Origin of the sequence: Planctomicrobium aquicomposti (assembly GCF_051466325.1) — a bacterium.
Classification (GTDB): Bacteria; Planctomycetota; Planctomycetia; order Planctomycetales; family Planctomycetaceae; genus Planctomicrobium.
Map to the genome: position 1 here is coordinate 1,398,902 of NZ_CP195792.1, position 24,241 is coordinate 1,423,142.

Below are 24,241 nucleotides of genomic sequence, written 5' to 3' on the forward strand. Positions count from 1 at the left end.
ACGAAGGCAGCATTGGTCGTCAGCGGCGGGCGATTGTCAGCACCTTGGCCCCCTGCACGGCCCCCTGCTTCAGTTCGACCAGCGCGCGATTTGCCTGTTCCAGCGGGTAGCGTTCAATCTGCGGCTGAATCGGGATGCGGGCGGCGATCGGCAGAAACTCTTCGAGGTCGAAGTGTGTCACGTTCGCCACGGTCTTGATCTCACGTTCCATCCACAGATGTTTGTGATAGCTGAGCTGCAGCAGCGCGGACTGGTCGTGGTCCTCTTTCCGAATTGCGTTGATGACCAGTCGGCCCCCGGGTTTCAGAATCGCGAGTGCTGCCAGGACAGGAGTCCACGCAGGGGTCGTGTCAATGATGGCGTCGAGCGGTTCGGGAGGAGTGTCGTTGATGTCGCCGGCCCAGTCCGCTCCCAGGGAGCGGGCAAAATCCCTCACGGAGTCCTGCCGTGCGAAGGCCACAATGGGGGAATGAGGGAACAGAAAGCGGGCGACCTGCAGCACCAGATGGGCAGACCCTCCAAACCCCATCAGCCCTAGCGACTGGCCATCTCGCAGCCCCGTGAGCTTCAGGGCCCGGTAGCCAACCGCCCCCGCACACAGCAGCGGGGCGGCAGCGTCGTCGGAAAACACCTCGGGAATGCGGCAGGCATAGTTTTCATGAACGACCATCCGCTCGGCATAGCCACCGTTCGCATCGCGGCCCGTCGCCCGGAAGCCGGGGCTGAGGTTCTCGTCCGGCCGACCTGTCGAGTGAAAGATCCACCCGACACCGACGCGGTCACCCAGTTGAAAACGCTCCGCTTGAGCCCCCCTTTGAATCACGCGGCCGATGACCTGATGGCCCGGGATGATGGGGAGTCGCGGAGGAGGGGTGCGACCTTCGATCTCATCGAGTTCGGTGTGGCAGACTCCACAGGTCGAGACCTGAATCAGAATTTCCTGTTCCCCGGGAACCGGATCAGGAACCTCTTCCAGCTGCAGCGGGGCAGGTTCTGAAATGAGCGAAGCGAGCCGGTGCAGCCGCATGGCTTTCATGTCGACTCCTCTGTCAGCAGACCCTGCAGACGATCCAGCAGTTCCGCCTGCGCTGGATTGATCTTCGTGCGGGCGGTCACGACATCAAAAAAATCAGCGCGATCCACTTCGGGAAATGTCAGCTGGCGTCCTGATCGAGTGGGCCACTCCAGGGTGACTTCGTTGCTGCGGAGGGTATGGGGGTCGCAGTCGCCGCTGAACGCCCAGGCATGAACATGCTTCCCTCCTTTCTGAACCACATGACCCAGCTCGAGGAAGGGCGGGACAGGCAGGAAGCCGGTTTCTTCCTGAAATTCACGCTGGGCAGCGGCCAGTAATGTTTCGTCTTCGGCGGGCTCTCCTTTGGGAATCGTCCACGCTCCGAGATCTTTCTTCTGAAAGAAGGGGCCCCCCGGATGGACGAGCAGGACTTCCAGCAGTCCCCTCGGCTGGCGGTACATCATCAGCCCTGCGCTCAGTTTGCCTGCGGGCACGTTATGTCTCCAATGGACGGGGAATCACTTGAAGGTCATCGGGTCGAGAGCGTGTTCTGCTTGCTCCGGAATTCGGAGAATAGGCCTTCACACCACGGGACAACCGACCGGCCGTGTGCCGGACTATTCAAACAGTCGCTGCGACCCGCGTGGCTCCAGCCGCTTGGTCAGGTCCTGCCTCCAGGCGTCCGCCAATTCCGGCAGATCGGCGAGATCCCACGCCTCGTTGTTCGGAAAGTCTCGGTCGAACAGTGCCCGATTGGCTCTGGCGATGGTCCAATCGGGGTGCAGTCTTTGAACCAGTTGGCAGGACATTCCCGCCTCGAGCTCGCCCGGCTGCAGCACGCGCAGATACCATCCCGTGCGGCCATTGCCGGCGACAAGTTTTGGAAGATCGATCCGGTCCCATTTTCTCGAGAGCTTCCAGCAGGGTTGCCGTGGCTGCGACACCTGCAACAGCACGGTGCCGACCGACCAGAGGTCGCCGACACAGACGGTTTCTTCCGTGATCCCTGAGAACGTCAGATTCTCTCCAAATCCTCCGCCCGACATTTCCGGCCGTCCCAGGAGGTCCCGCCATTCCGGATAGTGGTCCGCCGAGTAGGCCAGAACCGCCTTATCAATTCCGCCGTGAAACCGTCGATCCGCCTGTTCGTCCCCTTCCAGTCCGAGCGGTTGAACCGCGACCGGTCCTTCGACCGGGGTCTTGAAAATGGCGCTCGTCCAGGGCTTGAGGGGCTGCTGTGCCGGATCGGCGTACGTCTCGGCGCGGCCACGTTGAACAGAGACAAGTGTCGGCATTTGAAATCCTGCTTTCCCACAGTCAGCACGCCCGGCGTCCCCAGAGCCGGTGATCTCGACATTAGAGCAGGTTGCCCAAGCCGGTGCCCGCGCAGCTCCCCTCAGCCGCGTGAATTCTGTCGTGGGAAGAGGCCACTCCCCCGGTTGTTGACCACCAGGCATGATCTGGAATCAGCAGGAACCGATGCCAGCGGTGAGTGTCCTGCTGTGGAAACGGATTCCCGCAGTAGGCATTCCAGCCGGAATCACTGGAGACAGAATTTCGGGCAGGCAGAAGCTGTTCCGATCTTGCCCGCCGGGAGCGACCGGTTATTGTTCCATGTTCCTGATTCTGCACCGTTTCAGGCATTCCCCCGGACAACGTTTGAAGAATTCGCGTGAGCACGTCGCCCCTGAATCTGACGCCCGCCGACGAGTCCCCACTGGCGGAGCGCTATCGGCTGGCGCTGGAGTTCCTCTACAGCCGACTGAATTTCGAACGGGCTCCGGACACCGCCAAATCGCTCTATGATTTCAAGCTCAACCGAATGGTGCGGCTGCTGGAGGCCTTGGGCAATCCGCAGCAGCAGGTGAAGACGGTTCACGTCGCCGGGTCCAAGGGGAAGGGGTCGACCTCGACCATGATCGCCCGCATCATGGAACAGACCGGAGCGAGGGTGGGACTCTTCACCTCTCCTCACGTGACACATTTTGAGGAACGGTTTACAGTCAATGGAGAGCGTCCATCGCAGGCGGCCGTGCTGGGCCTCTATGATCAGGTGCGAGTTCTTGTAGACCGCTTTGATCAGCAGGACCCCGAAGACCGACTGACATTTTTCGAGTTGGTCACCGCGATGGGGTGGCTTCACTTTCTGCAGCAGCGTGTCGATCTGGCGGTGATCGAAGTTGGCCTCGGCGGCCGACTCGATTCCACCAATATCTGTTCTCCGCTGGTGACGCTGATTACGAGCATCAGCCGTGATCATATGCGTCTGCTGGGGGACACGGTCGAACTGATTGCCCGGGAGAAGGGGGGCATTATCAAGCCGGGAATCCCGATGGTCACTGCTGTGATGGAAGCGGGGCCGGCTGCCGTGATCGATGAGATCGCCGCCGAAAAGGGAGCACCCGTCGACAGACTGGGAGTGCAATTTCGCATTCATGCGGAGCCGCTCACTCCTCCGCCGCATCCAGTCCCCCCGCTCTTCTGCTTCGATTATGCCGATGACCAAGTTGCGTTTCAGCGGCTTGAATTGAACATGCCGGGTGACCATCAGGCCCGGAATGCAGCCTTGGCTGTCCGGACCGCAGTGCGGCTGCGGGAGTCAGGTTTTGTGGTCAAGGAGGCTGCCATTCGTGCCGGGTTGAAAGCGGCCCATTGCCCGGTGCGGGTGGAGGTTGTTTCCTCCGACCCGCTGATGATTGTTGACGCGGCGCATAACCCCGCCTCGATGGAGGCTCTCTGTGCAACACTGCGAGAGGTCGCTGCTACGAAGAAGATTGTGATCTTTGCCTCTTCCAGAGATAAAGAAATCGGGGCACTGCTCCGGGTACTGGATCAGCACTTCGATGAAATCTGGCTGACACGCTACGTGAACAACGCACGTTCTGCCCAGTTGCCGGAACTGGAAAAGCTGGCGACAACGCATCTCACGCGACCCTGGCGGAGCTTCGAAACTCCGGGAGAAGCTCTTGCGTTTGCCAGAACACATCACGCCCCGGGTGATCTTGTCTGCATCACCGGGTCATTCTTTCTGGCTGCGGAAGTGCAGGAGATTCTGGAAGTGGACAGGTCTCAGCACCGTGCCGGAGTCTGAGTGGGGAGGCCCCGCACGTCGAGCTGTGTCGCACACCCGCCTCCCGCAGCGCGTTCGGACGGAAGGCCGAAGCTTTACCGCGCTTCATCATGAAGGTGGAAGTCGTCGATCTTCTTATGCAGCGTGTTCCGGTTGATGCCGAGCCGAGTGGCCGCCTTGGTCTGCGTTCCCTGGCAACCGCGGAGTACCTGCAGAATCAGCTCGCGTTCCACAAGGTTCATGACCGCCTCGTGGCATTTCCCCTCTTCCGCGACCTCGCTCAGGCCCCGCGCCACGAGTTCGGTGCAGAGTGACTGCAGTTCCGAGCGTTCGATCCGGCCGAGTCGAATGGGAGCCTCTCCCCGGACGTGCGAGGGAAGAAGTTCAGAACCGAGTTCGTTTCCATCGGCGAGCACGATGGCCCGCTCAATGTAGTTCTGCAACTCCCGGACATTGCCCGGCCACAGGTACGACTTGAGATAGGTCAAAGCCTCGCTGGCGACGGTCGGTGTGGGACGCTTGTTCGCTGCCGCGTAGCGGGCCACAAAGAAGCTGACGAGTTCCGCGATGTCTTCCCGACGCTCGCGGAGTGGTGGAACGTAGATGGGGAGGACGTTCAGCCGGTAGTAGAGGTCTTCGCGAAACGCGGAAGTCTCTACCATTTCCGCCAAGTCCCGATTGGTCGCGGCGATGATACGGCAGTCTACGCTGATCGTTTTGGTATCGCCGACTCGCTCGAACTGATGCTCCTGCAGCACCCGCAACAGCTTGACCTGCAGCGTATGACTGACGGAGTTGATCTCATCGAGGAAGATCGTGCCTCCATGCCCCGCTTCAAACCGACCAGTGCGATTTTCGATGGCGTTTGTGAACGCCCCTTTGACGTGTCCAAAGAGTTCGCTCTCGAGGAGGCTCTCGCTGAGGGCACCGCAGTTGACCCGCACGAAGGGACCGGAGGCCCGCGGACTCAGTTCGTGAACCGCCCGAGCGACGAGCTCCTTGCCGGAGCCGGTTTCACCGAGGAGTAAAACGGTGGCGGAACTGTTGGCGATTTTCCGGACATGGCGAAACAGGTCGCGCATGACCTGACTGGAGCCAATAAAGCCCTCAAACGGAGGGGCATCCTGGTGAGGAGGGAGTTCAGGCATTTTGAACGCTCTGCGAGAAAATGTCGCAATGTGTGCGCTGATTGTAGGCATGGATTGTACTTTTTTCCAGCGAACAACTCGTGCATCTCTGTAGATGTGAAGTTCAGCCTGGATTGGCTCGGTGTTGCGCGCACGTCGGGCACGTCGTGCGTAGAAGGGGGGCGAATTGAGCACGCGAAGGGGCGTTCACCCAGCCCGCAGCAGCCCAGCCCGCAGCAGACGGAGCAGAGGCAGACGGAGCAGGGGCAGTCGGAGCAGGGGCAGTCGGAGCAGGGGCAGTCGGAGCAGGGGCAATGGTTGCTGCGAAAGAACAATCAGTCTGCCAGGGTCGGTGTATCGCAAGAGATTTTGTGGCCGACATCCAGTCTGCCTGGTTGAGAAGGGCTCTCTGAAGCGATGGCCCTGTGAAAGCGATGAGGCCGGCGGGCGACCGATGTTGAGGGCAGTCGCACGCCGGCACTCACATATTCAATCCGCAATCTGGCAAAACCGACCTAGTTCGAAACGAGATCGAAGTTGTACTCGTTTCGACTCGGTTCGACGGTCACGCTGAGTTCGGTGTCGTCGTTATAGCGCTTCGGCACGACCTCCTTCTGCTCGGGAGTGACGTGCACTTTGTCGTTCTCGTCCGTCGTCAGGTTGGCGGCGATGAACGTCGTAATACGAACTTCATGGTCTCCCAGTAATGCTCCCTTTGTATTTCCGTGATATTTCAGCTCGTACTTTCCTTCGTTGTTGGTTCGGCTGAATGCAGGACGACCGCCTGCTTTGGGGAAGAAGGCGACACCCGCGCGGGGAAGCGGTTTCCCATCCATCGTGACCGTCCCCTTCACGACCCCCAGATCCGGACCCTTTTTCCAGCAACCAACATTCAGACAGAGTACCGGCAAGCACGACAAAGCCATCAGTAAACGACTGCGGGACATTAGCGTACTACTCCTGAAGGATCTGAAACGAAAAAGCGGTTCGCAATTCTCGTAAATAACGCTGGGATACCGGCAGATTCGCCTGCCGGTCCGGGCCATTGCCACGAATTGTCATCAATCGGGACAGATTTCCAATGTGATGGAGGGGCCTGCTCCGAAAGATGAAAAATGAGGCAACTGCATTCACCTTGTGGTTAAATTGGCTGCAGAGCGATCGGCCCTCTTTCGCCTCTCATTCGGCGAGAGTGCCGGGGAGAAATTCTTAGAAGTCTCCGACGACTTGTCCGTCCCCTCGGGCCAGCAGTCGCTGGAAGGTTGCGTTGACAGCTTCGTTATTTCGTCCGGAAGACCCACGCAGGATGTCAGGTCGCTGGTCGATATTGTTGCTGATAAAGCGGACGGAACCATCGCCTAGCAGGAACTGTGCGCCAGCGTCGTGTTCGCTGCTGAATCCGTAACGGCAGTCGGCATTCTGATACGCCCCCTCATCGGTGGTAATACAGGAGGCATTGATCACGACATACCCCCCGCCTCCCACCTGCACATAGCCCTGATCGGTCGCAGCGGAACTGCTCCGGCACCCGGCCCAGGTTGTTCCCATCTGTCGTAAGCCGTTGGAGCTGTAGGGCGTATTGAAGGCTTTTTCCCCGACGAAGATGGTGTTGGAGAGGCCGTCGGTAATGTCCCGCAGAGGAGCTCCGTAGTTCCGCCACATCGGGCCATTCGTAAGAGGTCCGGCGCTTCCATTCAATGACGCCCAGCCACTCCCCCAGCTGGCAGCGTAGTTGGAGTTTCCCAGCACGTAGGCAGGGTTTCCGCTTCCTGCGTTCCCGAAATTGTAGCCGTCTCCGGCAGCGGGGGCGACGCTGCTGGGGCAGCGATACGAGCTGATCGGCGTCCCCAGCAGAGAGTACTTTGTCGCATGGCGAGCGACAGCCCGGTCTTTGTAAAAGCCGTCCCGATCCTGACCGACCCAGTTGTTGGGGTCGAGTGCGGTATACAGCCCGCTCTGATCCATGTAGGGGAGAATGTACGTCTGCCAGCCCCAGTTCCCGAGATTCGACCCGTTGCCGGGCCAGTTAATGAACAGCATGGGGAGTTGCTTGTGGACATCCGCGTAATTGTGCAGCGCCAAACCGACCTGTTTCAGATTGTTTTTGCATTGCGATCTTCTCGCCGCTTCTCGCGCCTGCTGCACGGCAGGGAGCAGCAGGCTGATCAGCACTGCGATGATGGCAATGACGACCAGCAGTTCAATCAATGTGAATCCCGACCTGTGGCGCGTACGCATAATGGTCTCCTAGGGGGCAATTGATCACAGAAAGAAGAACTAGAGATTTCAAGACTTGTGGAATATCTGGGTTCGAATGACCCAGCGCAGAACTGCGCTTGGGATGATTTGCCTGGCTTCGGAACTGATGTGTTTGTGTAGTATCATCGCGGATTGACCACTTATGTATTGAAGTTCACTGATGTTGCTTGGAGGGAAATCGCGAAAAAGTGTGAAAATGTTTCTGGGTTTTGATTCGAAGCTGTGGTGTGGCTGCATTTCTGGCCGGATTCAGCTGAAAACTCCGGAATTTCTTCCAGCCTGGCCCCCTGAGCCTCAATTGGTATTTTGGACTTCATTCAAGCAGCTGCACTGAAACCTGATGCCGACCGATCCTCGTCAGAGTCAGTTTGTCTCCCTGTACGTCGACAGCCAGCGGACAATTCGGCGCGTGATTCGACTGATGGTGCAGGATCCCAAGATGTTTGATGACGTGGTGCAGGCCGTGGCGCTCCGTCTGTGGGAGCTGTTTGATACGTATGATCCGGATCGTCCCTTTGAGGCCTGGGCGCGCGGCGTGACTTCCCGGGTGGTGCGGGAGCTGAACCGCTCCGAGCGACGGGCTGGTCCTGTCTTTTCGCCGGAAGCGGTGGCGTCGATTCTGGATGCGTTTGATCGAAATGAAATCAGTGGTAATCGGCCTGCGGAGCAGATGGAAATGCTGGAGCAGTGCCTGAGGAGATTGTCGCGAGATGATCGGCAGTTAGTGATTCAGCGATTCCATCAGGCTTTGCCTGTCGCGGAAATCTCAGTCCAAATTGGAAAGTCGGTCGAGAATACTTACAAGATTTTGCAGTCCATCAACCGTCGACTCGGGGAATGTGTGAGGCGTCGCCTGCTCACACCGGCTGTCGACCTGCAGGGCCCACGACAATGACAGCCAACACTGGAGACGATGCCGTGCGCGTGGGGCGTCTGCTCGACGGGACTCTGTCCCTGGCTGAGCATCAGCAACTGGTCGATGAGATTGCGAAAAGCCCGTCGCTGGCTGATGAAGTCGTCCGGAGTCTGATTGTCGACGATCTGCTGGCGGAGCATGCTGAGGCTCGTCACGACTCCGCGCATGCCAGTTGGATGACGGCGTTTGTCGCGGGCGAAAACGTTCCCTACAGCAACGCTTCCGCGGCACCCCGGGTGTCGCGAAGGAGTCGCTGGGTGGGGGGAATTGCGCTCGCCCTGGTGTTGTTGGGGCTGTGGGGGGTGCGGAGATTTTCTGCCGAAATTCGAGACGGGATGGTGAAGTTTTCCGTGGCTTATTTCGGCGGAAAAGTGCAGACCAACTATGTTCCCGTCGCACGGGTGGCCCGTTCCGTCAATGTGGAGTGGGGGAAAGATCAGCGTCGCTGGTCGGTCGGGGACCGGATCTATTCCGGCGAAGAACTGGTGCTGAATGCGGGGCGGCTGGAAGTGATTTTTGATTCCGGCGCTGTGATGACGCTGGTCGGCCCGGCAGGGCTGCGTCTGCGGTCGCCCACCTTCGTCGAGTTGAGCCACGGGACCACAACAACCCGTGCGGATTATACCGTCAGGCGGGAGTTCCGGATTGTCACTCCTGTTGCGGAAGTGGTGGATCTCGGGACCGAGTTCGGTGTAAGGATGCAGCCCGATGAAGGGGCAGAAATCGTCGTTTTCGAAGGGATTGTCGAGCTGATTCCTGTCTCCAGGGATGGAGAGCGGAAAGATTACTCGCGCCGGCTGATGGCGGGACAGGCGGTCAAGGTCGACCGGAGTGGAAAGGTCGAGCGGCTGGTTGCAGTCACGCGTGACACTTACCCTGCCGGTGACGGGATGTATCACGTGCAGCTTTCCCGTCCCCCTGTGATTGCGGGAATCTCCGATAATCTCCGGTCCCCTTCGAGTAAGAAGTTCTATCAGATCCAGCATGGCGCCTTGCGTGAAGACGCCAAGACGCATGTGGACCGCACCTTTGAGTGGAACGGTGTGACGACGGAAGGAATCCCCCGTTTTCTTCTCGGGGCGGATTACGTCATGACGTTTAACGATGACAAGGATCAGGAGTGCCCGTTAATTACCGTGAATGTTTCCTGTCCCTGTGATCTTTACGTGCTGTACGACAACAGGATGGAGATTCCCGAGTGGCTGCAGCGGGATTTCAGTGACACCGGGGCCGTCATTGGCATTGATGAAGGCCAGCTGTCGCTGGAAAAAGGCCCCGGGCGGGGGATCGACCGGATCTGCATGGTGTGGCGTCGGCGACTCTATGAAGCCGGTAGCTACACACTGGGACCTGTGGGAGAAGAACTGGTCCCTTCCAGTGATGACTCCCAGCCCTCTCAGCGGACGATGTTCGGAATTGCCGCGCAGCCTGTTTTGGCTGACTGATCTCGGTTTCCGACGTAATTCTTCCCCGATTCTCTTCCAATCCGGGGACCGGAAACATCAATAGAGGATGATAAGACCCGGCGGATCTCGTGAATTCACTTCGACGTGGGTTCTCAGAAAGTCGGTGATGCCGCCCGGGTTACTGCAAGTTCAATCTCCCGCAGGTTTTGCGAGTTCCTTCCTCAATCTCTGCCAGCTGTGCGCCGGTGCAGTGGGAATTGCCATGCCTCAAAAATTCTCCTTGAAGAACATGCTTCAGGACGTCAGTCGCTGTTTCCGCAATCGGCTGGGACGGTTCGTACCGGGACTGCTGGTGGGAGCAGGGCTGGTCGCATGTGGTGGTCTGTCGGGAGCGATCGCGGCTGATGCCACGCGTCCCTTGAGCTTTGAACGGGACATTCGCCCGATCTTTCGGGCCCATTGCTTCATGTGCCACGGAGAGGCGGGACATACCGAGGGCTCGCTGGATGTGCGCCTCCGTCGACTGCTGGTGACAGGCGGTGACTCCGGAGCCGCCATTGTCCCGGGTAAACCCGATGAGAGTCTGCTGATTGAGCGGGTTCGCAGTGGGGAGATGCCACCGGGAAAGGAAACAGCCAAAGTCACGCCGGCTGAACTCGCAACTTTGGAACGCTGGATTGCTGAAGGGGCCCTGACTGCACGGGCCGAACCGGACAGCCCGGACAAGATTTCCTTCGTGACGGAAGAGGACCGCGAGCATTGGGCCTATCAGCCGATTGTTCAGCCTGATGTCCCCAAGGTCCAGAATGCCGCACGTGTCCGAAATGAAATTGACGCATTTGTGCTTACGCAGCTGGAGGGAAAATCGCTGACGTTTTCCCCCGAGGCGGACCGGGTCTCTTTGGCCCGTCGGGCGGCTTACGATCTCACGGGGCTGCCACCAACCCCCGAACAGCTTCAGGCATTTGTCAAAGATCAGCGGCCCGATGCGTATGAGCGATTTCTCGACGGACTGCTGGAATCCCCCCGTTACGGGGAACGGTGGGGGCGGCACTGGTTGGATGTCGCCGGGTATGCGGATAGCGAAGGCTATAATGAATCCGACCTGGTTCGCGCCGATGCCTTCCGCTATCGCGATTACGTGATCCGCGCGTTCAATGCCGACAAGCCGTTTGATCAGTTTATTACCGAGCAGTTAGCCGGCGATGAGCTGATTGATCCGATCCAGGGTGACCTGACTCCGGAGCAGATTGAAAAGCTGACCGCCACCGGCTTCCTGCGGATGGCTCCCGACGGGACTGGGACAAAAAACGACAACACAGAGCTGGGCCGCAATGCGGTCATCACGGAAACAATCAAGATTGTTTCCAGTTCCCTGCTGGGGCTGACGGTTGGGTGCGCGGAATGCCATGATCATCGTTTTGACCCAATTCCGACCGCAGATTACTACCGGATGCGGGCCATCTTCGAACCAGCCTTCAATCCTGAGAAGTGGCAGCGGCCGGAGCAGCGGCAAATCGTTCTGTCGACTCAGGCGGAACTCGAAGAGATCAAGCGTCTCGACCGGGTGGCCAAGGGGATCGAAGAGGCGTACAAGCCGGTCTACAAGGAATACCGCGACTGGTTGTTTGCCCGGGAACTCGAAAAGGCCAAGCCAGAGGTGCGCGAGGCGCTCATTGCGTGGGACAAGGATCCGGCGTCATTGACCGAGGAGCAGAAGCAGCTGCTTGATAATTACCCGGCTCTCAAGCTGGCAAAGGAATACACCGAAGGTTACTCAAACAAAGTCCGCGACCTTCTTGCGGGGTATCAACGCAAGGTTGAATACGTTGAGGTGCTGCGAGGCATTGCCGCCCAGGCCGCCAGTGTCCGGAAGCTCGCTCCTCCGAAAGCGTTCATTCGGGCGCTGACAGAGCCGGCGAATACTCCGCCTCCTCCGACATTTATCTTCATCCGTGGCAATTATGCAAGCAAAGGGGAGCAGGTCCAACCGGCTGGTTTGACCATCGCCTCTCAGGGTGATCCTGTCCAGTTCCCCATTGACGATCCGGCGTTGCGAACCACGGGTCGACGGCTTGCGTTTGCCCGTTCGCTCACGACGGGCGAGCATCCGCTGGTCACGCGTGTTCTGGTCAACCGCTTCTGGATGCATCACTTCGGCCGGGGACTGGTGAACACACCGAGCGACTTCGGGAGTCAAGGAGACAAGCCGACACATCCTGAACTCCTCGACTGGCTGGCCCGCAGGTTTGTGGCGGATGGCTGGAGTCTGAAAAAGTTCCATCGGCTGGTGATGACTTCCGAAACCTACCGGCAGTCCTCCCTGCAGAATGAGCAGGGAATGCTGGTGGATGCCGAGAATTCGCTCTACTGGCGGATGCCACTTCGCCGGCTTGAGGCGGAAGCGGTGCGGGATTCGATTCTGGCGGTGTGTGGCAATCTGAATCTGAAAGAGTACGGCCCGCCGACGCCCGTGGTCCTCGATGGCGACGGACAGGTCGTGGTGGGGACAGGGAAACTGACAGATCCTGAGGAGCTGCGGCGAAGTGTGTATGTGCAGGTGCGACGCTCCACTCCGACGTCGATGCTCGACGCTTTCGATTCTCCTTCAATGGATCCCAACTGCGAGGCGCGTCGCACTTCGACCGTCGCGCTGCAGTCGCTGGTGCTGATGAACAGTGAATTTGTGCTGCAGCAATCAGAGCGTTTCGCCCAGCGGGTGATGAATGAGGGAGGGGGCTCCCAGCAAGAACGAGTGAAGTACGCCTGGAAGCTTGCCTTTGGAAGCGATCCGCGACCGGACGAGGTGCAACTGGTCAGCAAATTCCTTGAGGAGCAGACCGCAGCCTTGCAGGAGAGGAAGCAGATTCTCGGCGCGAAAGATCCGGCTGAAGTGGCGCTGGCGAATTACTGTCAGGTGCTCCTGAATTCCAACCAGCTGCTGTACGTCGATTGATGCAGCAACTGTCGATTCGTCTGCGGCCGATTTGTTTGGGGAGAAGAAATGTCGGGTCTAAACGATACACATGCGAACTGCTGTCTGAACCGCCGCCATTTTCTGGGAGCGGGGGCCTTTGGGCTGGGGGGAGTCGCGCTCGCGAGTCTGTTGCAGAGCGAAGGACTGGCTGCCGACGGACCAGAAAAACCTCCATTAGAGCCGGTCAAATTCGATTTGACGCCGAAGAAGCCGCACCATGATCCGAAGGCGACGGCGATGATCTCGCTGTTCATGGGGGGCGGGCCGAGTCATATCGATCTGTTTGACCCCAAGCCGCTGCTGAAGAAGTATCACGCCCAGTTCATGCCCTCCGATGTCGAAATCAAGTTCGATAGCGCCGGCGGAGCGTCCAAGGTGGTAATGGCTTCCCCGTACAAGTTTGAAAAGTATGGTCGGGCGGGAATCGACTTTTCCGAGCTGCTGCCCGAGACAGCCAAGATCGCCGACGAGATGACGCTCGTCCGGTCGATGAACCTGAAAGGAATCCGCAACCACGTCGCCGGGATGCAGGCGATGACATTCGGGCGAAACAGCTCGACCCGTCCCTCGCTGGGGAGCTGGTTGACGTATGGACTCGGTGCCGAGACGCAGGATCTTCCCGCCTTTGTCGCCATCATGGCGGACAAACCGCCGGGACCGCCGATGTGGAACAGTGCCGGCATGCTCCCTGCGATCTATCAGGGGACGACGGTCCGGAATACCGAGCCCCGGATTCTGAATCTGAATCCCCCGCCGGCGTTGCAGGGCCGTCCACAGCAGTTGCAGCTTTCACTGCTGGAACAGCTGAATCGCGAACATGCTGAGTCGCGTCCGGGAGAGCATGACCTGCAGGCGCGGATCGCGAGCTATGAGCTGGCAGCCCGCATGCAGACGGCAGCGACCGATGCGTTTGACCTGTCGAAGGAGACGAAGGAGACGCGTGAGCTGTATGGGATCGATGAGCCGCAGACCAAGCTGCTGGGTGAAGCCTGTCTGGTCGCCCGGCGTCTGGTTGAGCGGGGAGTCCGTTTCGTCCAGATCTGGTGGTACGAATGGGATATGCACGAGGACATCTACAATGTGCTCCCGAAACGCTGCCGCCAGTCCGATCGCCCCTCATCCGCCCTGGTGCAGGATCTGAAGCGTCGCGGAATGCTCGATTCCACGCTCGTCCATTGGGGTGGAGAAATGGGTCGGCTCCCGGTGATTCAGGATCGTGGCGAGGGGATGAAGACCGCCGGCCGCGACCACAACACCGATGGATTCAGCATGTGGCTGGCGGGTGGTGGGGTCAAGCAGGGGCACATTCACGGAGCGACCGACGACTTCGGCTTGTACGCTGTTGAGGGAATCGCCCATCACTATGACTATCTGTCGACGGTGCTGCATCTGTTTGGACTGGACGTCAACAAACTCACCTACAAGCAGGGCTTCCGCAATGAAACTCTGCTGGATGGACAGCCAGGTCGCGTGATGCACGAGTGGCTGGCCTGAACGGGCGCGTGTAATTAGCGTTGAATCCGGGCGTTGACCGTGATCTCGGCGAGGGGAGCAGGACAGGTTGGCACCGGCTGCACTTCCCTGCCCGCAGCGCGTATTCGTGTGTTGAAAGTCTCCTCTTTACTCGTTAAGGAGCGCGCGTCGATTATCCAATCGGTTTGCTCTCAAATCACGAAGACCCTCCAGAACGAAATGTTGTGGAGGGTCTCGTCGTTGATCAAGTTGTCTCTTCGGATCACACCGTTCACAGTAAGAAGCTGGAGAGCAACTGGCGATTAGTGGACACACCAGCTGAAGTGGTGGTTGTGTCCGTACACAAATTCCTGCGAGACCAGGTCTCCATCTTCACAGATCGCCTGCAGGACGTTGGGGTTGCGGTGTGAGTGCACCGGGAAGGTCGTGCTGTAACCTTCATGCACGGTTCCGAGGTACCGCCCGTCAAGAAAAATCTTGAGGCATTCGCTGCTGTGGTTGGAGACCGTCAGCGAATTCAGGATATCGCGAGTCGTCTCTCCCGCAGCCAGTGCGGCAGCGGTATCTTTCTCCCGCTTTTCAGCAGCGGCCGCTTCTTTGTTCAGCTCTTTCACTGTGGCCGGATCTTTGGTGATCAGGGCCAGCGCTTTCAACTCGGTGGAAATTCCGCGCATCTTGGCCAGCTCCAGCGCCTCCTTTGAGACATCATCCGCTGTCACGGCGGCTTTCTTTCCGGAGACCGCTTCCGCGACAGCCAGACTCTGGGCAGCGAGCGCCAGTTCCACGGGGTCCGGTGTCAGGCGGGCCCGGTGAATCCGGTGTCCAATGTCATTCAGAAAGTCGAGCGGAACTCCCAGATCCTTGGGGAAATTCACGGTACAGGCCCGGCAGCTGCAGGCTGTCCGGTCCTTGATGGACGAATGAACTTCCGGTCCCGCCTCCTTGGCTTCAGCCGGAGCGTTGGCCGGCTTCGCATCGTCCGAGCGGACAATGTCACTGAAGAAAACTCCGGCGGTACACAGAGTCGCAGCCAACATCGCAAACTTTTTCATGGCAGTTATCCCAGTTTTGGTGAAGTCGGTGCGCACCTGAATGACCCGCGAAGGGTGCCACCAGTGATGTGAAATGCAATTGGCCCTCGAAACTCTGAACGGCACCCAGCTGATCGTCGGACAGGATTTTCCGGAGAGATCATTAATGTGGGTTCGCCCTCATCAACTGGTCACTGGCCCCGGGCCATTGAGAGCAGGTTGCTCTTTCCAGTCCCCGCGCAGCAAGCGTTTCGTGTGGTGAAACGCTGATATCCGCGTGGCAAGGAGGGAGCAATCCAAAATCAAAATGCTCTCGAAGTGATGTGCGCATTAAAGCCCGGCTGCCAGACGGACGCAAGGATCAGTCAGTCGGAATGTGATAGGGGGTCGTCGGATATCGAAGGATTGAATCGCGTGCGATTCAATTGGCGATGGGACATCACGATGGGGAGCCCAGCGCAGGTGACTCTTTCCCGTCCCCGAGCAGCTTCATGTGGGGAACGGCGCACTCCCATAGCGCGAGAGCGGGGCAATCCACAGTCAAAATGCTCTATTGAGGAACATCAGCCCCGTTCAGCCCTTTCACAGCGAATGTGTCTCGAAATTTCAGGTACACAAACGAGCCCGCGAGGATCAGCACTCCCAATATCAGAAACGCGATGATGCGATAGAACTGATCCAGATGTGCCAGATCGAGCAGGAAGATCTTGCCTGCCACAATCGCGAACAGTCCCAGGCCCACAAGCCTCAGGTTCTTCTGATTTTGGATCAGACCAGCCAGCACCAGTCCCAGCGCGAATGTGGCCCATAAAATCGAAACCCCTCCGTGGCGCAGGCCATCGACATAGGTCTTCAAAAACGAACTCCACTCCAGCGTGGTGAACAGAAACGTCATGGCGAGCGTACACCAGCCGAAGATCTTGCGTGCTTCCTGTAAGGAGTTGCTGCGTGACAGCAGCCAGTATCCCCCGGACAAGAACACGATCACCGATCCGAAATCGAGAAGCCGGAGCGCTGCATCCCGCGCGGAGTAGTTCCCCTCATAGGCCAGACCGTGTGACAGATTTGGGATCCACAGGGGGAGGTCGTAGCGGAACAGTTTCCACAACAGGCAGACGGCAAAGATGCTGAGAACCGCCAGGGAGATATCGCTCTTGCGGCGGACCGCATTGAACAGCAGGACGCCCCCCATGCCTGTCCACAACACGGTTAGCAGCGGTTGTGTCAGCGGGGTATAGAGTTCGCCGACCGTCCGCAGGAACTCGCAGTGAAGAAAGACGAACAGCGTGCCGAACATCGTCCAGCCTGCCACCTGCCCGGCCAGCTCTCCGGAAATCCCGCTTGAAAGATCATTCTCCGGGTGGATGAGCTTTGCCGCTGCGCTGGTCGGTCGACTCAATAACCAGCCTGCACCACCGAAAGTGGCAATCGTCGTCCCGTAGGCCACGATCCGCTCCAGCAACTGCTTGAGGAAATCATGCCATTCCAGCGGTTGAGTCGGTCCTGATTGCAGATAATCGGAAGGAAGGTCCAGCAGTCCAAACCGGAACAGCACGATTCCGTAAAGGAGATAGGAGATCTGCCGGAGAAACTCGCTCCCCACTTTTCCTCCGATCCAGAGCAGGACGAGGGCCAGCACCCCCCAGGTCATCGTGATCCAGCTGGCTGACAGCAGGAGCGGGACGGTGATAATCAGAAAGAACGCCGACAGTCCGCTGAAACTGAACAGCAACTCACGGTCGACCAGTTGTCGTTTCACAAAAATGGCGACATGCAGAGCATAAAAAAGTGCGAGTGAAATCGTCACCACCGCGACCCATTCGGATGAGTAGCTGCGGGTAATCAGCCGATGTGAAACCAGATAGAAGAAGCCCGCGTTCGTCAGCAAGGCCAGCAGATCGAGGAGATTTGATTTTGTCCTGTTGACGACCTTGTACAGGAAGGTCATCGATGAGAAGAGAACGAAGAAGGCCACCGCAAAGGGCATGAACTCCCAGAAGCGGTCATGCGTGTCGGTCTGCAGCGAAACAAGAAACAGGGCTGAGGTACAGAAGAAGGCGAGATAATTGACAATCGGCCAGTTTTTCCAAGAGCAGGTAGCGAGGACTCCCAGCCCCAGAATCATGAGATAGCCGAACAGGACCGGTTCATTGACGTTGGCGGACGAAAGCATGACGGGAGTGCCGTAGCCTCCCAGCACCCCCAGTACCGCCACCAGAACCGAGCTGAAATGAATCGAGATTCCACCCGCCAGCGCGGTAATCAGTGCCATCAATACAAATGCCAGCGGCACGGGAATGAGATGGTAGAAGTTCGCCGCCGCAAAGACGGAGAAGTACAGCGTCGCCAGTCCACCCCCCATGAGCCCCTGGCCGAACAGATGGTACTTCCGGCCGAGTAATCGCGTCCCGGCCCCCAGCAATCCCAGGCCGGTCAGCGCGGCGACAATGACTCGAGCTGTCTCACTGATCAATTGCCGGTCAACCGAATACTTCACGAAGAAGCCGATCCCGACCACGAGGATCAGGATGCCGATTCGCAACAGCCATTGGCTGGCGACTGCAAACTCGACGGACACTCCTGCCGGAAGATGCTCTTCTCCCACGATGATCCAGTTCCAGATGCGCCGGAGCGCTGCCCGCCCGGCCTGTTCAAAGCGGCTCGGAGCTGCATGCGGGCGGCTGGCCGGACCCGGTGCGATCGGTGCCGGAGTGAAGGAACTCCACGGTTTCGACTCGGTCGAACACGCCGCGGTGGGGACGGGAGGGGGGATCTCTACGGGCCGTTGGACAACCGGAGGTGCGACCGGGGGCGGAGCGACTATCGGATGAGAATGTCCGGGAACGGGAGCGGAAGTGGACGTGATGATCGGCGACTCGGCGGCTCGAGGTGTCTCAGCGACGGGCAGTGGAGAGACCTCTCTGTTGCGGCCCCCTGCCCCCGTCAACGTACGGATTTCTGCTTTCAGTTCGTTCACTCCCGTCTCGTGATCCCGCCGCAAACGCTCCAGTTTGAAGTAGTTCAGGATGGGGAGAATCAAGGTAACGGCAACGGACGCAACCAGGAACAGAAATCCGAAAAGGAGTTCCAAGGGAACCTCCATCTGGCAGGGGATGAGCTGTGGTGGCTGACCTGATGTCTGTCGACCGACGTCCGCAGGGGCCATTCAACAGGCGTTCTCCTGGTAAGAAGCTCACGCCAGAATCTGGAATTTTTCAGGGAGTGGAGCGGCTGCCGTTCGTGTTCGTGTGGCTTGTTGTATCAACACTGCCAGTCGACGCTTGCGACGAGAACGTTTTTACCGTTGCTGGGCACGTTCCCGCCGCGCGGATGTGGGACGTTCACCTGACAAACCGCGGACGGTGTGGGTCATGGAAAGAGCAACCTCCGTTAGGAAGCGGGCCCGGTAGCGCTCTCTCCTCGGGTATAAAACCGCTTCCGGTAGGCTGCCGGTGTCATGCCAGTCACTTCGCGAAACCGCTTGGTCAGGTGACTCTGATCGGAATAGCCGACATCGACTGCAATTTCGGCAAGTGATTTCGAGGTGGTGGTCAGCAACCGCTCCGCAGCCTGCACCCGCACCTTTCGCAGGTATTGCATGGGAGTCATGCGGAGCAGCTGCTGGAACCGTCTGTTGAAATGCGTCGATGAGAGGCCGGCGAGGATCGCGGCATCGTGCATCGAAATCGATTCGGCGTATCGTTCTTCGATCAATTTGACGACCGGCAGGAGTTCGTAGACATAATTCTCCAGTTGCTTCTGATCCTGAATGCGGTACATCGCGCCGGCAATGCCAACGACTTCCCCGCTGGAACTGAATAACGGGGTCTTCGTCGAGACATACCAGCGGGGAAGGTGGCGTCGGTGCGGGACCAGCCAGATTTGCCCCGGCAGCTGGCAGCGGGATTCCATCACTCTGCGGTCTTCGCTGACATATGCTTCCGCCAGCAGGGGAGGATGGAAGTCCCGATCGGATTTTCCAATCGCCTCGGATTCATCGGTCAGGCCATGATTCTCAAGGAACAGATGATTCACCCGGACGAAGCGGCTGTAGCGATCTTTGGCGAAAAAGTAGACATCTGGCAACGCCCCGAACAAATCCATGACAGAAACTGCCAGCGGATGAGATTGAAAAAAATTCTGCTGAAATTCTGTGGTCTGTTGAGAGTTCATGGTCAAAACGTACCAAGCAAATCGATGATGATTCAAGAATGATCGAGGCTTCCACCTTATAATGGGGTCGGTTGCTCTGGCCCTGTGTCTGCACCACGAGATGGTCGATCGATCAAATTGACCGCAGCGCGTGGCGAAACAGGAGAGAGCGGCAGGGGGATGCTCTACCAAGACTGTCCCGTTTTCGCCTAGGGTCGCTGCTCGAGAGGATGCCGGCATCGTGAAAGTTTTTTTGCGAATCGTGCTCATTGTTCTCATGGCGGGGGCGAGTTCCGCAGCGGAGCCTGTGCGGTTCAGTCGCGACATTCTGCCGCTTCTGTCGGACCGCTGTTTCCATTGTCACGGCCCCGACGGGTCGCATCGGGAAGCCGATCTCAGGCTCGACCTGCGGGAAGAAGCACTTGCGGATCGCGACGGCTCTCCGGTCATCGTGCCGGGTGATCCGGCTGCCGGGGAATTGCTGAATCGGATCACCAGCACCGATCCCGATGTGCAGATGCCACCCCCCAGCTCTCATCGCAAGCCGTTTACTTCGGAAGAGGTCGAGCTCCTGAAGCGCTGGATTGCCGAAGGGGCCCCCTGGGGAAAACATTGGGCCTTCGAGCCCCCCACCCGTCCTGAAGTCCCCGCCGGGGCGAGCCATCCCATTGACGCGTTCGTGGAACAGTCGTTGGCCGCTCATCAACTGCAACCGGCACCGGAAGCCCCTCGGCACGTGCTGCTCCGGCGACTCTCCTTCGACCTGAATGGATTGCCCCCCACGGCGGCCGAAGTGGACGCTTTTTCCAGAGACACCCGTGCGGAAGCCTATTCGGAAGTCGTGGACCGGCTGTTGGGGTCTCGACGCTACGGTGAGCGGATGGCGATGTGGTGGCTCGATGCCGCCCGCTATTCGGACACCGACGGCTTTCAGGCTGATGCGACCCGGCAGAATTGGCCCTGGCGGGACTGGGTGATCGACGCCTTCAACCGCAATCAGCCGTTCGATCAATTTACGATCGAGCAGTTCGCTGGAGATCTCTTGCCGGATGCCAAGCCGGAACAGATTCTCGCCACCTGCTTTCACCGGAATCATATGACCAATGGGGAAGGGGGACGCGAACCTGAAGAGTCCCGCATCGATTATGTGATCGATCGCGTGAATACGACTGGAACAGTCTGGCTCGGTCTGACTTTGGGCTGCGCTCAATGTCACACCCACAAATTCGATCCCATTTCCCATCAGGATTACTACAGCCTGTTCGCTTTCTTCAACAGCATCGACGAGGACGGCAGAGCGGGAGTGAATGCCAAGCCGTATTTGAAATACCGGTCTCCCTACACGGCGGAGACATGGTCATTCTCCCAAGCCTTGGTCAGCCAGCGTCAGCAGAAGCTTGATGCCGTGCTCAAACAGGCGGAGGTGGAGTTTGAAGGCTGGCTGCTTGAGAAAATTGCTGAAACACGTCCGGGATTTCAGCCTTGGCACATGCTGCGACCACACGAACTGCGTTCCACCGAGGGAACCATTCTCACAGAGGAGGGGGAAGCGATCATTCAGGCGTCCGGCCCGAATCCCAGCCGGGATGACTATCTCATTGCCGCGCGGAGTGACCTGCCGCGGATCACAGCGCTGAAGCTGGAAATCTTCCCGCATGCGTCGCATGTCGACGGCAAATTGTCACGCGGAGGCGATGGGGAATTCGTGCTGACCGATGTCAAGCTGCAGGTTCGTCGACGAGGACAGTCTCAGGTTCAGGATCTGGAAATTGCCTCGGCCATTGCCGACGCCGAGGCGGAGCTCAAGCCGAAAGAGCCCGGAAAAATCGTCGACACCCTCGATGATGATCCTCGCAATGGCTGGACGACCCGCTCACATGATCCGCATCAGCCGCATGTGGGAATCTTCGCCCTGGCGGAGCCGCTGATTCTGGATGAGGATCAGGAGCTTGTGTTCGTGATGTTGCAGCGGTCCACCGTTGGTGATGCGAATATCGGAAGGTTCCGGCTTTCGGCAACCGATCAGCCGGCACCGGGAATTCATTCGCTGAAACCGATGCCGCTGGAGCAGCTGGTGTCGGCCCAAATTCAAAGTGTGCAGGATCTTCCACAACCCTTGCGAAAGCGGCTGAAGGAGCAGTTCCTCAGCGATTACGAGCCCTATCAGGTTGCAAAAAAAGAGCTCGATCTGGCGACCTCGCAGCATTCCAGCCTCAAGAAAATTCAGGATGAGTTGAACGTGATGGTCCTCGCGGAACGCGAGAACGCTCGCAAAACCTTCATCCTGCAGCGCGGCGTCTGGGATCAGCGGGGCGAAGAGGTGAGTCGAGCCGTCCCGGCGGCGATCCTCCCCTGGGAGCCTGCACAGACACAAACCCGTCTCGACCTCGCGAACTGGATCCTGTCGCCCGAAAATCCGTTGACTGCCCGCGTGATCGTGAATCAGCTGTGGCAGCTCTGCTTCGGAAAAGGGCTCGTCAGAACACCGGAAGACTTTGGATTGCAGGGAGAGCGGCCGACGCATCCGGAACTGCTCGACTGGCTGGCGGTCGAACTCGTCGAGAAAGACTGGGACATCAAGCACATGCTCAGACTGATCGTGACCAGCCGGACCTATCGTCAGGACAGCCGGTTGACCCCCGAACTTCTCGAACGGGATCCGGATAATCGTCTGCTGGCCCGCGGGGCGCGCTATCGGCTTCCCAGCTGGATGATTCGGGATGCGGCTCTGAGTACCAGTGGACTGCTGACCGACATTCTCGGAGGGCCACCGATGATGCCCTATCAACCGGAAGGTGTCTGGGAAGAAATGTCGATGGGGAAGTTCAGTTACAAACCGACGCAGGGAGCCACGCAGTACCGTCGAACACTGTATGCCTTCTGGCGCAGGTCGTCTGCCCCGACATTCCTCTTCGATTCCGCACAGCGTCGCGTCTGCGAAGTCCGCCCTCAGTTAACGAATACTCCTCTGCAGGCACTCACGCTTCTGAATGACCAGACGTTGCTCGAAGCGAGTCGACGGTTGGCACAGCAGTCGGTCCGGCTGGGCCACAACGCAGATCAGCAGATTGAATATCTCGTAACGGCCATTCTCTCGCGCAAGCCGGAGCCTGGGGAACGGGCTGTCCTTTCGCGGGCGTTGCAGCAGGCGGCAGATTATTACACCCGGAATCCTGAAGAGGCCCGGAAGCTGCTCGAATTTGGTCAACCCGAGCGTGAGCCGGAATGTCATCCGGAACGTGTCGCCCCCTGCCTGATTCTGGCGAGCATGATTTACAATCTTGACGAGGCCATCACCCATGAATGAATCGTGCGAGTCACATCGGCTGCCGGAAACTCTGAGTGAGCAGACGCGGCGCTATTTTCTGGGTCGCGGTATGGGAGTCAGCCTGGGGGCCGTAGCGCTCAGTCTGCTTGATCAAACTGGCGCCGCAGTCGCCAGCCCCGGTGAACAGGGGCCCGGTTTGCCGACACTCCCACATCGTCCACCCCGTGCGAAGAACGTGATTTTCCTGACGCAGTCGGGCGGACCGTCGCAGATTGAACTGTTCGATGAAAAGCCGGGACTGATGAAATGGGCCGGACAGGAGCTCCCGGAAAGTGTGCGGCAGGGGCAGCGTGTCACCACCATGACTGCCAAGCAGCAGCAACTGGTGATGCCCTCGCGGACGTCGTTCGGCCGCTATGGACAGTCGGGCGCCACGCTCGGAGAGTGGCTGCCATATCATACGCAGGTGGCGGATGATCTCTGCTTCATCAAGTCGATGGTGACGGACGAAATCAACCACGCTCCCGCGATGACGAAGTTTCTGACAGGTCATCAGCTGGCGGGGCGGCCATCGCTGGGAGCCTGGACGAGCTATGGTCTGGGGAGCGAAAACCGGAATCTGCCCGACTACCTCGTGCTTCTGTCCCGGATGAAGCGGGCCAGCGATCAGCCCCTCTACGAACACTACTGGGGAAGCGGATTTCTGCCGTCACGCTACCAGGGGGTGAAGCTCCGTAACGCGAAAGACCCTGTGCTGTATCTCCGCGATCCGGAGGGGCTCCCCCGGGAGGTTCGTCGTGGGATGCTCGATCAGCTGCAGGAGATGAATCAGCTGCGACTGGAGCAGACAGGGGATCCGGAGATCGAGACCCGCATCCGACAGTATGAGATGGCCTGGCGCATGCAGACGAGCGTTCCCGAACTGACGGATCTCAGTGACGAGCCGGAATCGACGTTCGAACTCTACGGGAGCGACTCCCGTCGCCCGGGGAGTTACGCGGCGAACTGCATTCTCGCCCGCCGGTTGATTGAACGGGGCGTCCGCTTCGTGCAGCTGTTTCACCCGGACTGGGATCATCACAGCCGACTGAGTTCCTGGTGCGTCTCCCGTTGCCGGGATACCGATCAGGCGAGCGCAGCCCTGGTGACCGATTTGAAACAGCGTGGTCTGCTGGATGACACCTTGGTCATCTGGGGGGGTGAGTTCGGCCGCAGCGTCGTCGGGCAAGGGAAATGGGACAGTCCCGAAGGGGGCCGTGATCACCATCCTCGTTGCTTCACCATGTGGATGGCGGGAGGTGGGACGAAGGCGGGTCTGACGTACGGGGCAACCGACGACTTCAGCTTCAACGTTGTGGAAAATCCAGTCCATGTGCGGGACCTGCATGCCACGATCCTGCACCTGCTGGGGATTGACCACGAGCGGTTCACGTTCCGCTTTCAGGGACTCGATTATCGCCTGACAGGTGTCGAAGAAGCGCATGTCGTCCATGACATTCTGGCATAGCCTTGTTGCCGTCGACAATAAAAAGGCTCTGATCACGCGT

General features: G+C 58.8%; 16 protein-coding genes. 7 read left to right on the plus strand and 9 right to left on the minus strand.

Going from position 1 to position 24,241, the window contains the following annotated elements; all coding sequences use genetic code 11:
* Nucleotides 1-19: 19 nt before the first annotated feature.
* From SH664x_RS05320 to SH664x_RS05330, 3 genes are all read right to left on the minus strand, one after another.
* Nucleotides 20-1,036: a zinc-dependent alcohol dehydrogenase family protein gene (locus SH664x_RS05320; RefSeq protein ID WP_437205674.1), complete on the minus strand. Its 1,017-nt coding sequence runs from the start codon at nucleotides 1,034-1,036 to the stop codon at nucleotides 20-22.
* Nucleotides 1,033-1,509 (minus strand): NUDIX domain-containing protein, encoded by a 477-nt coding sequence (locus SH664x_RS05325; RefSeq protein ID WP_437205676.1) that lies wholly within the window; start codon nucleotides 1,507-1,509, stop codon nucleotides 1,033-1,035. Before SH664x_RS05325 ends, SH664x_RS05320 begins: the two co-directional genes overlap by 4 nt.
* 123 nt (nucleotides 1,510-1,632) lie before the next feature.
* The gene (locus SH664x_RS05330) at nucleotides 1,633-2,310 is read right to left on the minus strand and encodes an MOSC domain-containing protein (RefSeq protein WP_437205678.1); all 678 of its coding nucleotides are present in this window, start codon (nucleotides 2,308-2,310) and stop codon (nucleotides 1,633-1,635) included.
* 377 nt (nucleotides 2,311-2,687) lie between these two features.
* Here SH664x_RS05330 and SH664x_RS05335 point away from each other — a divergent pair, with 377 nt between their 5' ends.
* Nucleotides 2,688-4,106: a bifunctional folylpolyglutamate synthase/dihydrofolate synthase gene (locus tag SH664x_RS05335; RefSeq protein WP_437205679.1), complete on the plus strand. Its 1,419-nt coding sequence runs from the start codon at nucleotides 2,688-2,690 to the stop codon at nucleotides 4,104-4,106.
* A gap of 74 nt (nucleotides 4,107-4,180) precedes the next feature.
* Here SH664x_RS05335 and SH664x_RS05340 read toward each other — a convergent pair whose 3' ends face one another.
* The 3 genes from SH664x_RS05340 to SH664x_RS05350 all read right to left on the minus strand — a co-directional run bounded on the left by SH664x_RS05340 (nucleotide 4,181) and on the right by SH664x_RS05350 (nucleotide 7,450).
* Nucleotides 4,181-5,233: a sigma-54 interaction domain-containing protein gene (locus tag SH664x_RS05340; protein WP_437205681.1), complete on the minus strand. Its 1,053-nt coding sequence runs from the start codon at nucleotides 5,231-5,233 to the stop codon at nucleotides 4,181-4,183.
* 494 nt (nucleotides 5,234-5,727) lie between these two features.
* On the minus strand, nucleotides 5,728-6,159 hold the full coding sequence (locus SH664x_RS05345; protein ID WP_437205682.1) for a carboxypeptidase regulatory-like domain-containing protein: 432 nt from the start codon (nucleotides 6,157-6,159) through the stop codon (nucleotides 5,728-5,730).
* A gap of 262 nt (nucleotides 6,160-6,421) precedes the next feature.
* The gene (locus SH664x_RS05350; protein WP_437205684.1) at nucleotides 6,422-7,450 is read right to left on the minus strand and encodes a DUF1559 family PulG-like putative transporter; all 1,029 of its coding nucleotides are present in this window, start codon (nucleotides 7,448-7,450) and stop codon (nucleotides 6,422-6,424) included.
* Between the two features lie 361 nt (nucleotides 7,451-7,811).
* Between SH664x_RS05350 and SH664x_RS05355 the strand changes: the two genes are divergently transcribed.
* The 4 genes from SH664x_RS05355 (at nucleotide 7,812) to SH664x_RS05370 (ending at nucleotide 14,264) form a co-directional block, all read left to right on the plus strand.
* A complete protein-coding gene (locus tag SH664x_RS05355) occupies nucleotides 7,812-8,366 on the plus strand; it encodes a sigma-70 family RNA polymerase sigma factor (protein WP_437205686.1) in 555 nt (184 codons plus the stop codon).
* Nucleotides 8,363-9,832: a FecR domain-containing protein gene (locus SH664x_RS05360; protein ID WP_437205688.1), complete on the plus strand. Its 1,470-nt coding sequence runs from the start codon at nucleotides 8,363-8,365 to the stop codon at nucleotides 9,830-9,832. Before SH664x_RS05355 ends, SH664x_RS05360 begins: the two co-directional genes overlap by 4 nt.
* Before the next feature lie 223 nt (nucleotides 9,833-10,055).
* On the plus strand, nucleotides 10,056-12,749 hold the full coding sequence (locus tag SH664x_RS05365; RefSeq protein ID WP_437205690.1) for a DUF1553 domain-containing protein: 2,694 nt from the start codon (nucleotides 10,056-10,058) through the stop codon (nucleotides 12,747-12,749).
* A 48-nt stretch (nucleotides 12,750-12,797) separates the two neighbouring features.
* On the plus strand, nucleotides 12,798-14,264 hold the full coding sequence (locus SH664x_RS05370) for a DUF1501 domain-containing protein (protein WP_437205691.1): 1,467 nt from the start codon (nucleotides 12,798-12,800) through the stop codon (nucleotides 14,262-14,264).
* A 281-nt stretch (nucleotides 14,265-14,545) separates the two neighbouring features.
* Here the strand turns inward: SH664x_RS05370 and SH664x_RS05375 are convergent, their stop codons facing one another.
* The 3 genes from SH664x_RS05375 to SH664x_RS05385 all read right to left on the minus strand — a co-directional run bounded on the left by SH664x_RS05375 (nucleotide 14,546) and on the right by SH664x_RS05385 (nucleotide 19,378).
* Entirely contained in the window at nucleotides 14,546-15,295 is a 750-nt protein-coding gene (locus SH664x_RS05375) for a hypothetical protein (protein ID WP_437205693.1), read from the minus strand.
* Nucleotides 15,296-15,824: 529 nt separating this feature from the next.
* Nucleotides 15,825-18,440: a DUF2339 domain-containing protein gene (locus tag SH664x_RS05380; RefSeq protein WP_437205695.1), complete on the minus strand. Its 2,616-nt coding sequence runs from the start codon at nucleotides 18,438-18,440 to the stop codon at nucleotides 15,825-15,827.
* A gap of 224 nt (nucleotides 18,441-18,664) precedes the next feature.
* Nucleotides 18,665-19,378, minus strand: a complete 714-nt coding sequence (locus SH664x_RS05385) for a helix-turn-helix domain-containing protein (RefSeq protein WP_437205697.1) — start codon at nucleotides 19,376-19,378, stop codon at nucleotides 18,665-18,667.
* 289 nt (nucleotides 19,379-19,667) lie between these two features.
* Here SH664x_RS05385 and SH664x_RS05390 point away from each other — a divergent pair, with 289 nt between their 5' ends.
* Nucleotides 19,668-22,733: a PSD1 and planctomycete cytochrome C domain-containing protein gene (locus SH664x_RS05390; protein ID WP_437205699.1), complete on the plus strand. Its 3,066-nt coding sequence runs from the start codon at nucleotides 19,668-19,670 to the stop codon at nucleotides 22,731-22,733.
* A complete protein-coding gene (locus SH664x_RS05395; protein WP_437205700.1) occupies nucleotides 22,726-24,201 on the plus strand; it encodes a DUF1501 domain-containing protein in 1,476 nt (491 codons plus the stop codon). Before SH664x_RS05390 ends, SH664x_RS05395 begins: the two co-directional genes overlap by 8 nt.
* Nucleotides 24,202-24,241: the final 40 nt, after the last annotated feature.

Excerpts from the sequence above, each read along its gene's own strand:
- SH664x_RS05320 (WP_437205674.1), bottom strand. The coding sequence starts at position 1,036 with ATGAAAGCCATGCGGCTGCACCGGCTCGCTTCGCTCATTTCAGAACCT.
- SH664x_RS05330 (WP_437205678.1), bottom strand. The coding sequence starts at position 2,310 with ATGCCGACACTTGTCTCTGTTCAACGTGGCCGCGCCGAGACGTACGCC.
- SH664x_RS05340 (WP_437205681.1), bottom strand. The coding sequence starts at position 5,233 with ATGCCTGAACTCCCTCCTCACCAGGATGCCCCTCCGTTTGAGGGCTTT.
- SH664x_RS05345 (WP_437205682.1), bottom strand. The coding sequence starts at position 6,159 with ATGTCCCGCAGTCGTTTACTGATGGCTTTGTCGTGCTTGCCGGTACTC.
- SH664x_RS05350 (WP_437205684.1), bottom strand. The coding sequence starts at position 7,450 with ATGCGTACGCGCCACAGGTCGGGATTCACATTGATTGAACTGCTGGTC.
- SH664x_RS05355 (WP_437205686.1), top strand. The coding sequence starts at position 7,812 with ATGCCGACCGATCCTCGTCAGAGTCAGTTTGTCTCCCTGTACGTCGAC.
- SH664x_RS05360 (WP_437205688.1), top strand. The coding sequence starts at position 8,363 with ATGACAGCCAACACTGGAGACGATGCCGTGCGCGTGGGGCGTCTGCTC.
- SH664x_RS05365 (WP_437205690.1), top strand. The coding sequence starts at position 10,056 with ATGCCTCAAAAATTCTCCTTGAAGAACATGCTTCAGGACGTCAGTCGC.
- SH664x_RS05370 (WP_437205691.1), top strand. The coding sequence starts at position 12,798 with ATGTCGGGTCTAAACGATACACATGCGAACTGCTGTCTGAACCGCCGC.
- SH664x_RS05375 (WP_437205693.1), bottom strand. The coding sequence starts at position 15,295 with ATGAAAAAGTTTGCGATGTTGGCTGCGACTCTGTGTACCGCCGGAGTT.
- SH664x_RS05380 (WP_437205695.1), bottom strand. The coding sequence starts at position 18,440 with ATGGCCCCTGCGGACGTCGGTCGACAGACATCAGGTCAGCCACCACAG.
- SH664x_RS05385 (WP_437205697.1), bottom strand. The coding sequence starts at position 19,378 with ATGGATTTGTTCGGGGCGTTGCCAGATGTCTACTTTTTCGCCAAAGAT.
- SH664x_RS05395 (WP_437205700.1), top strand. The coding sequence starts at position 22,726 with ATGAATGAATCGTGCGAGTCACATCGGCTGCCGGAAACTCTGAGTGAG.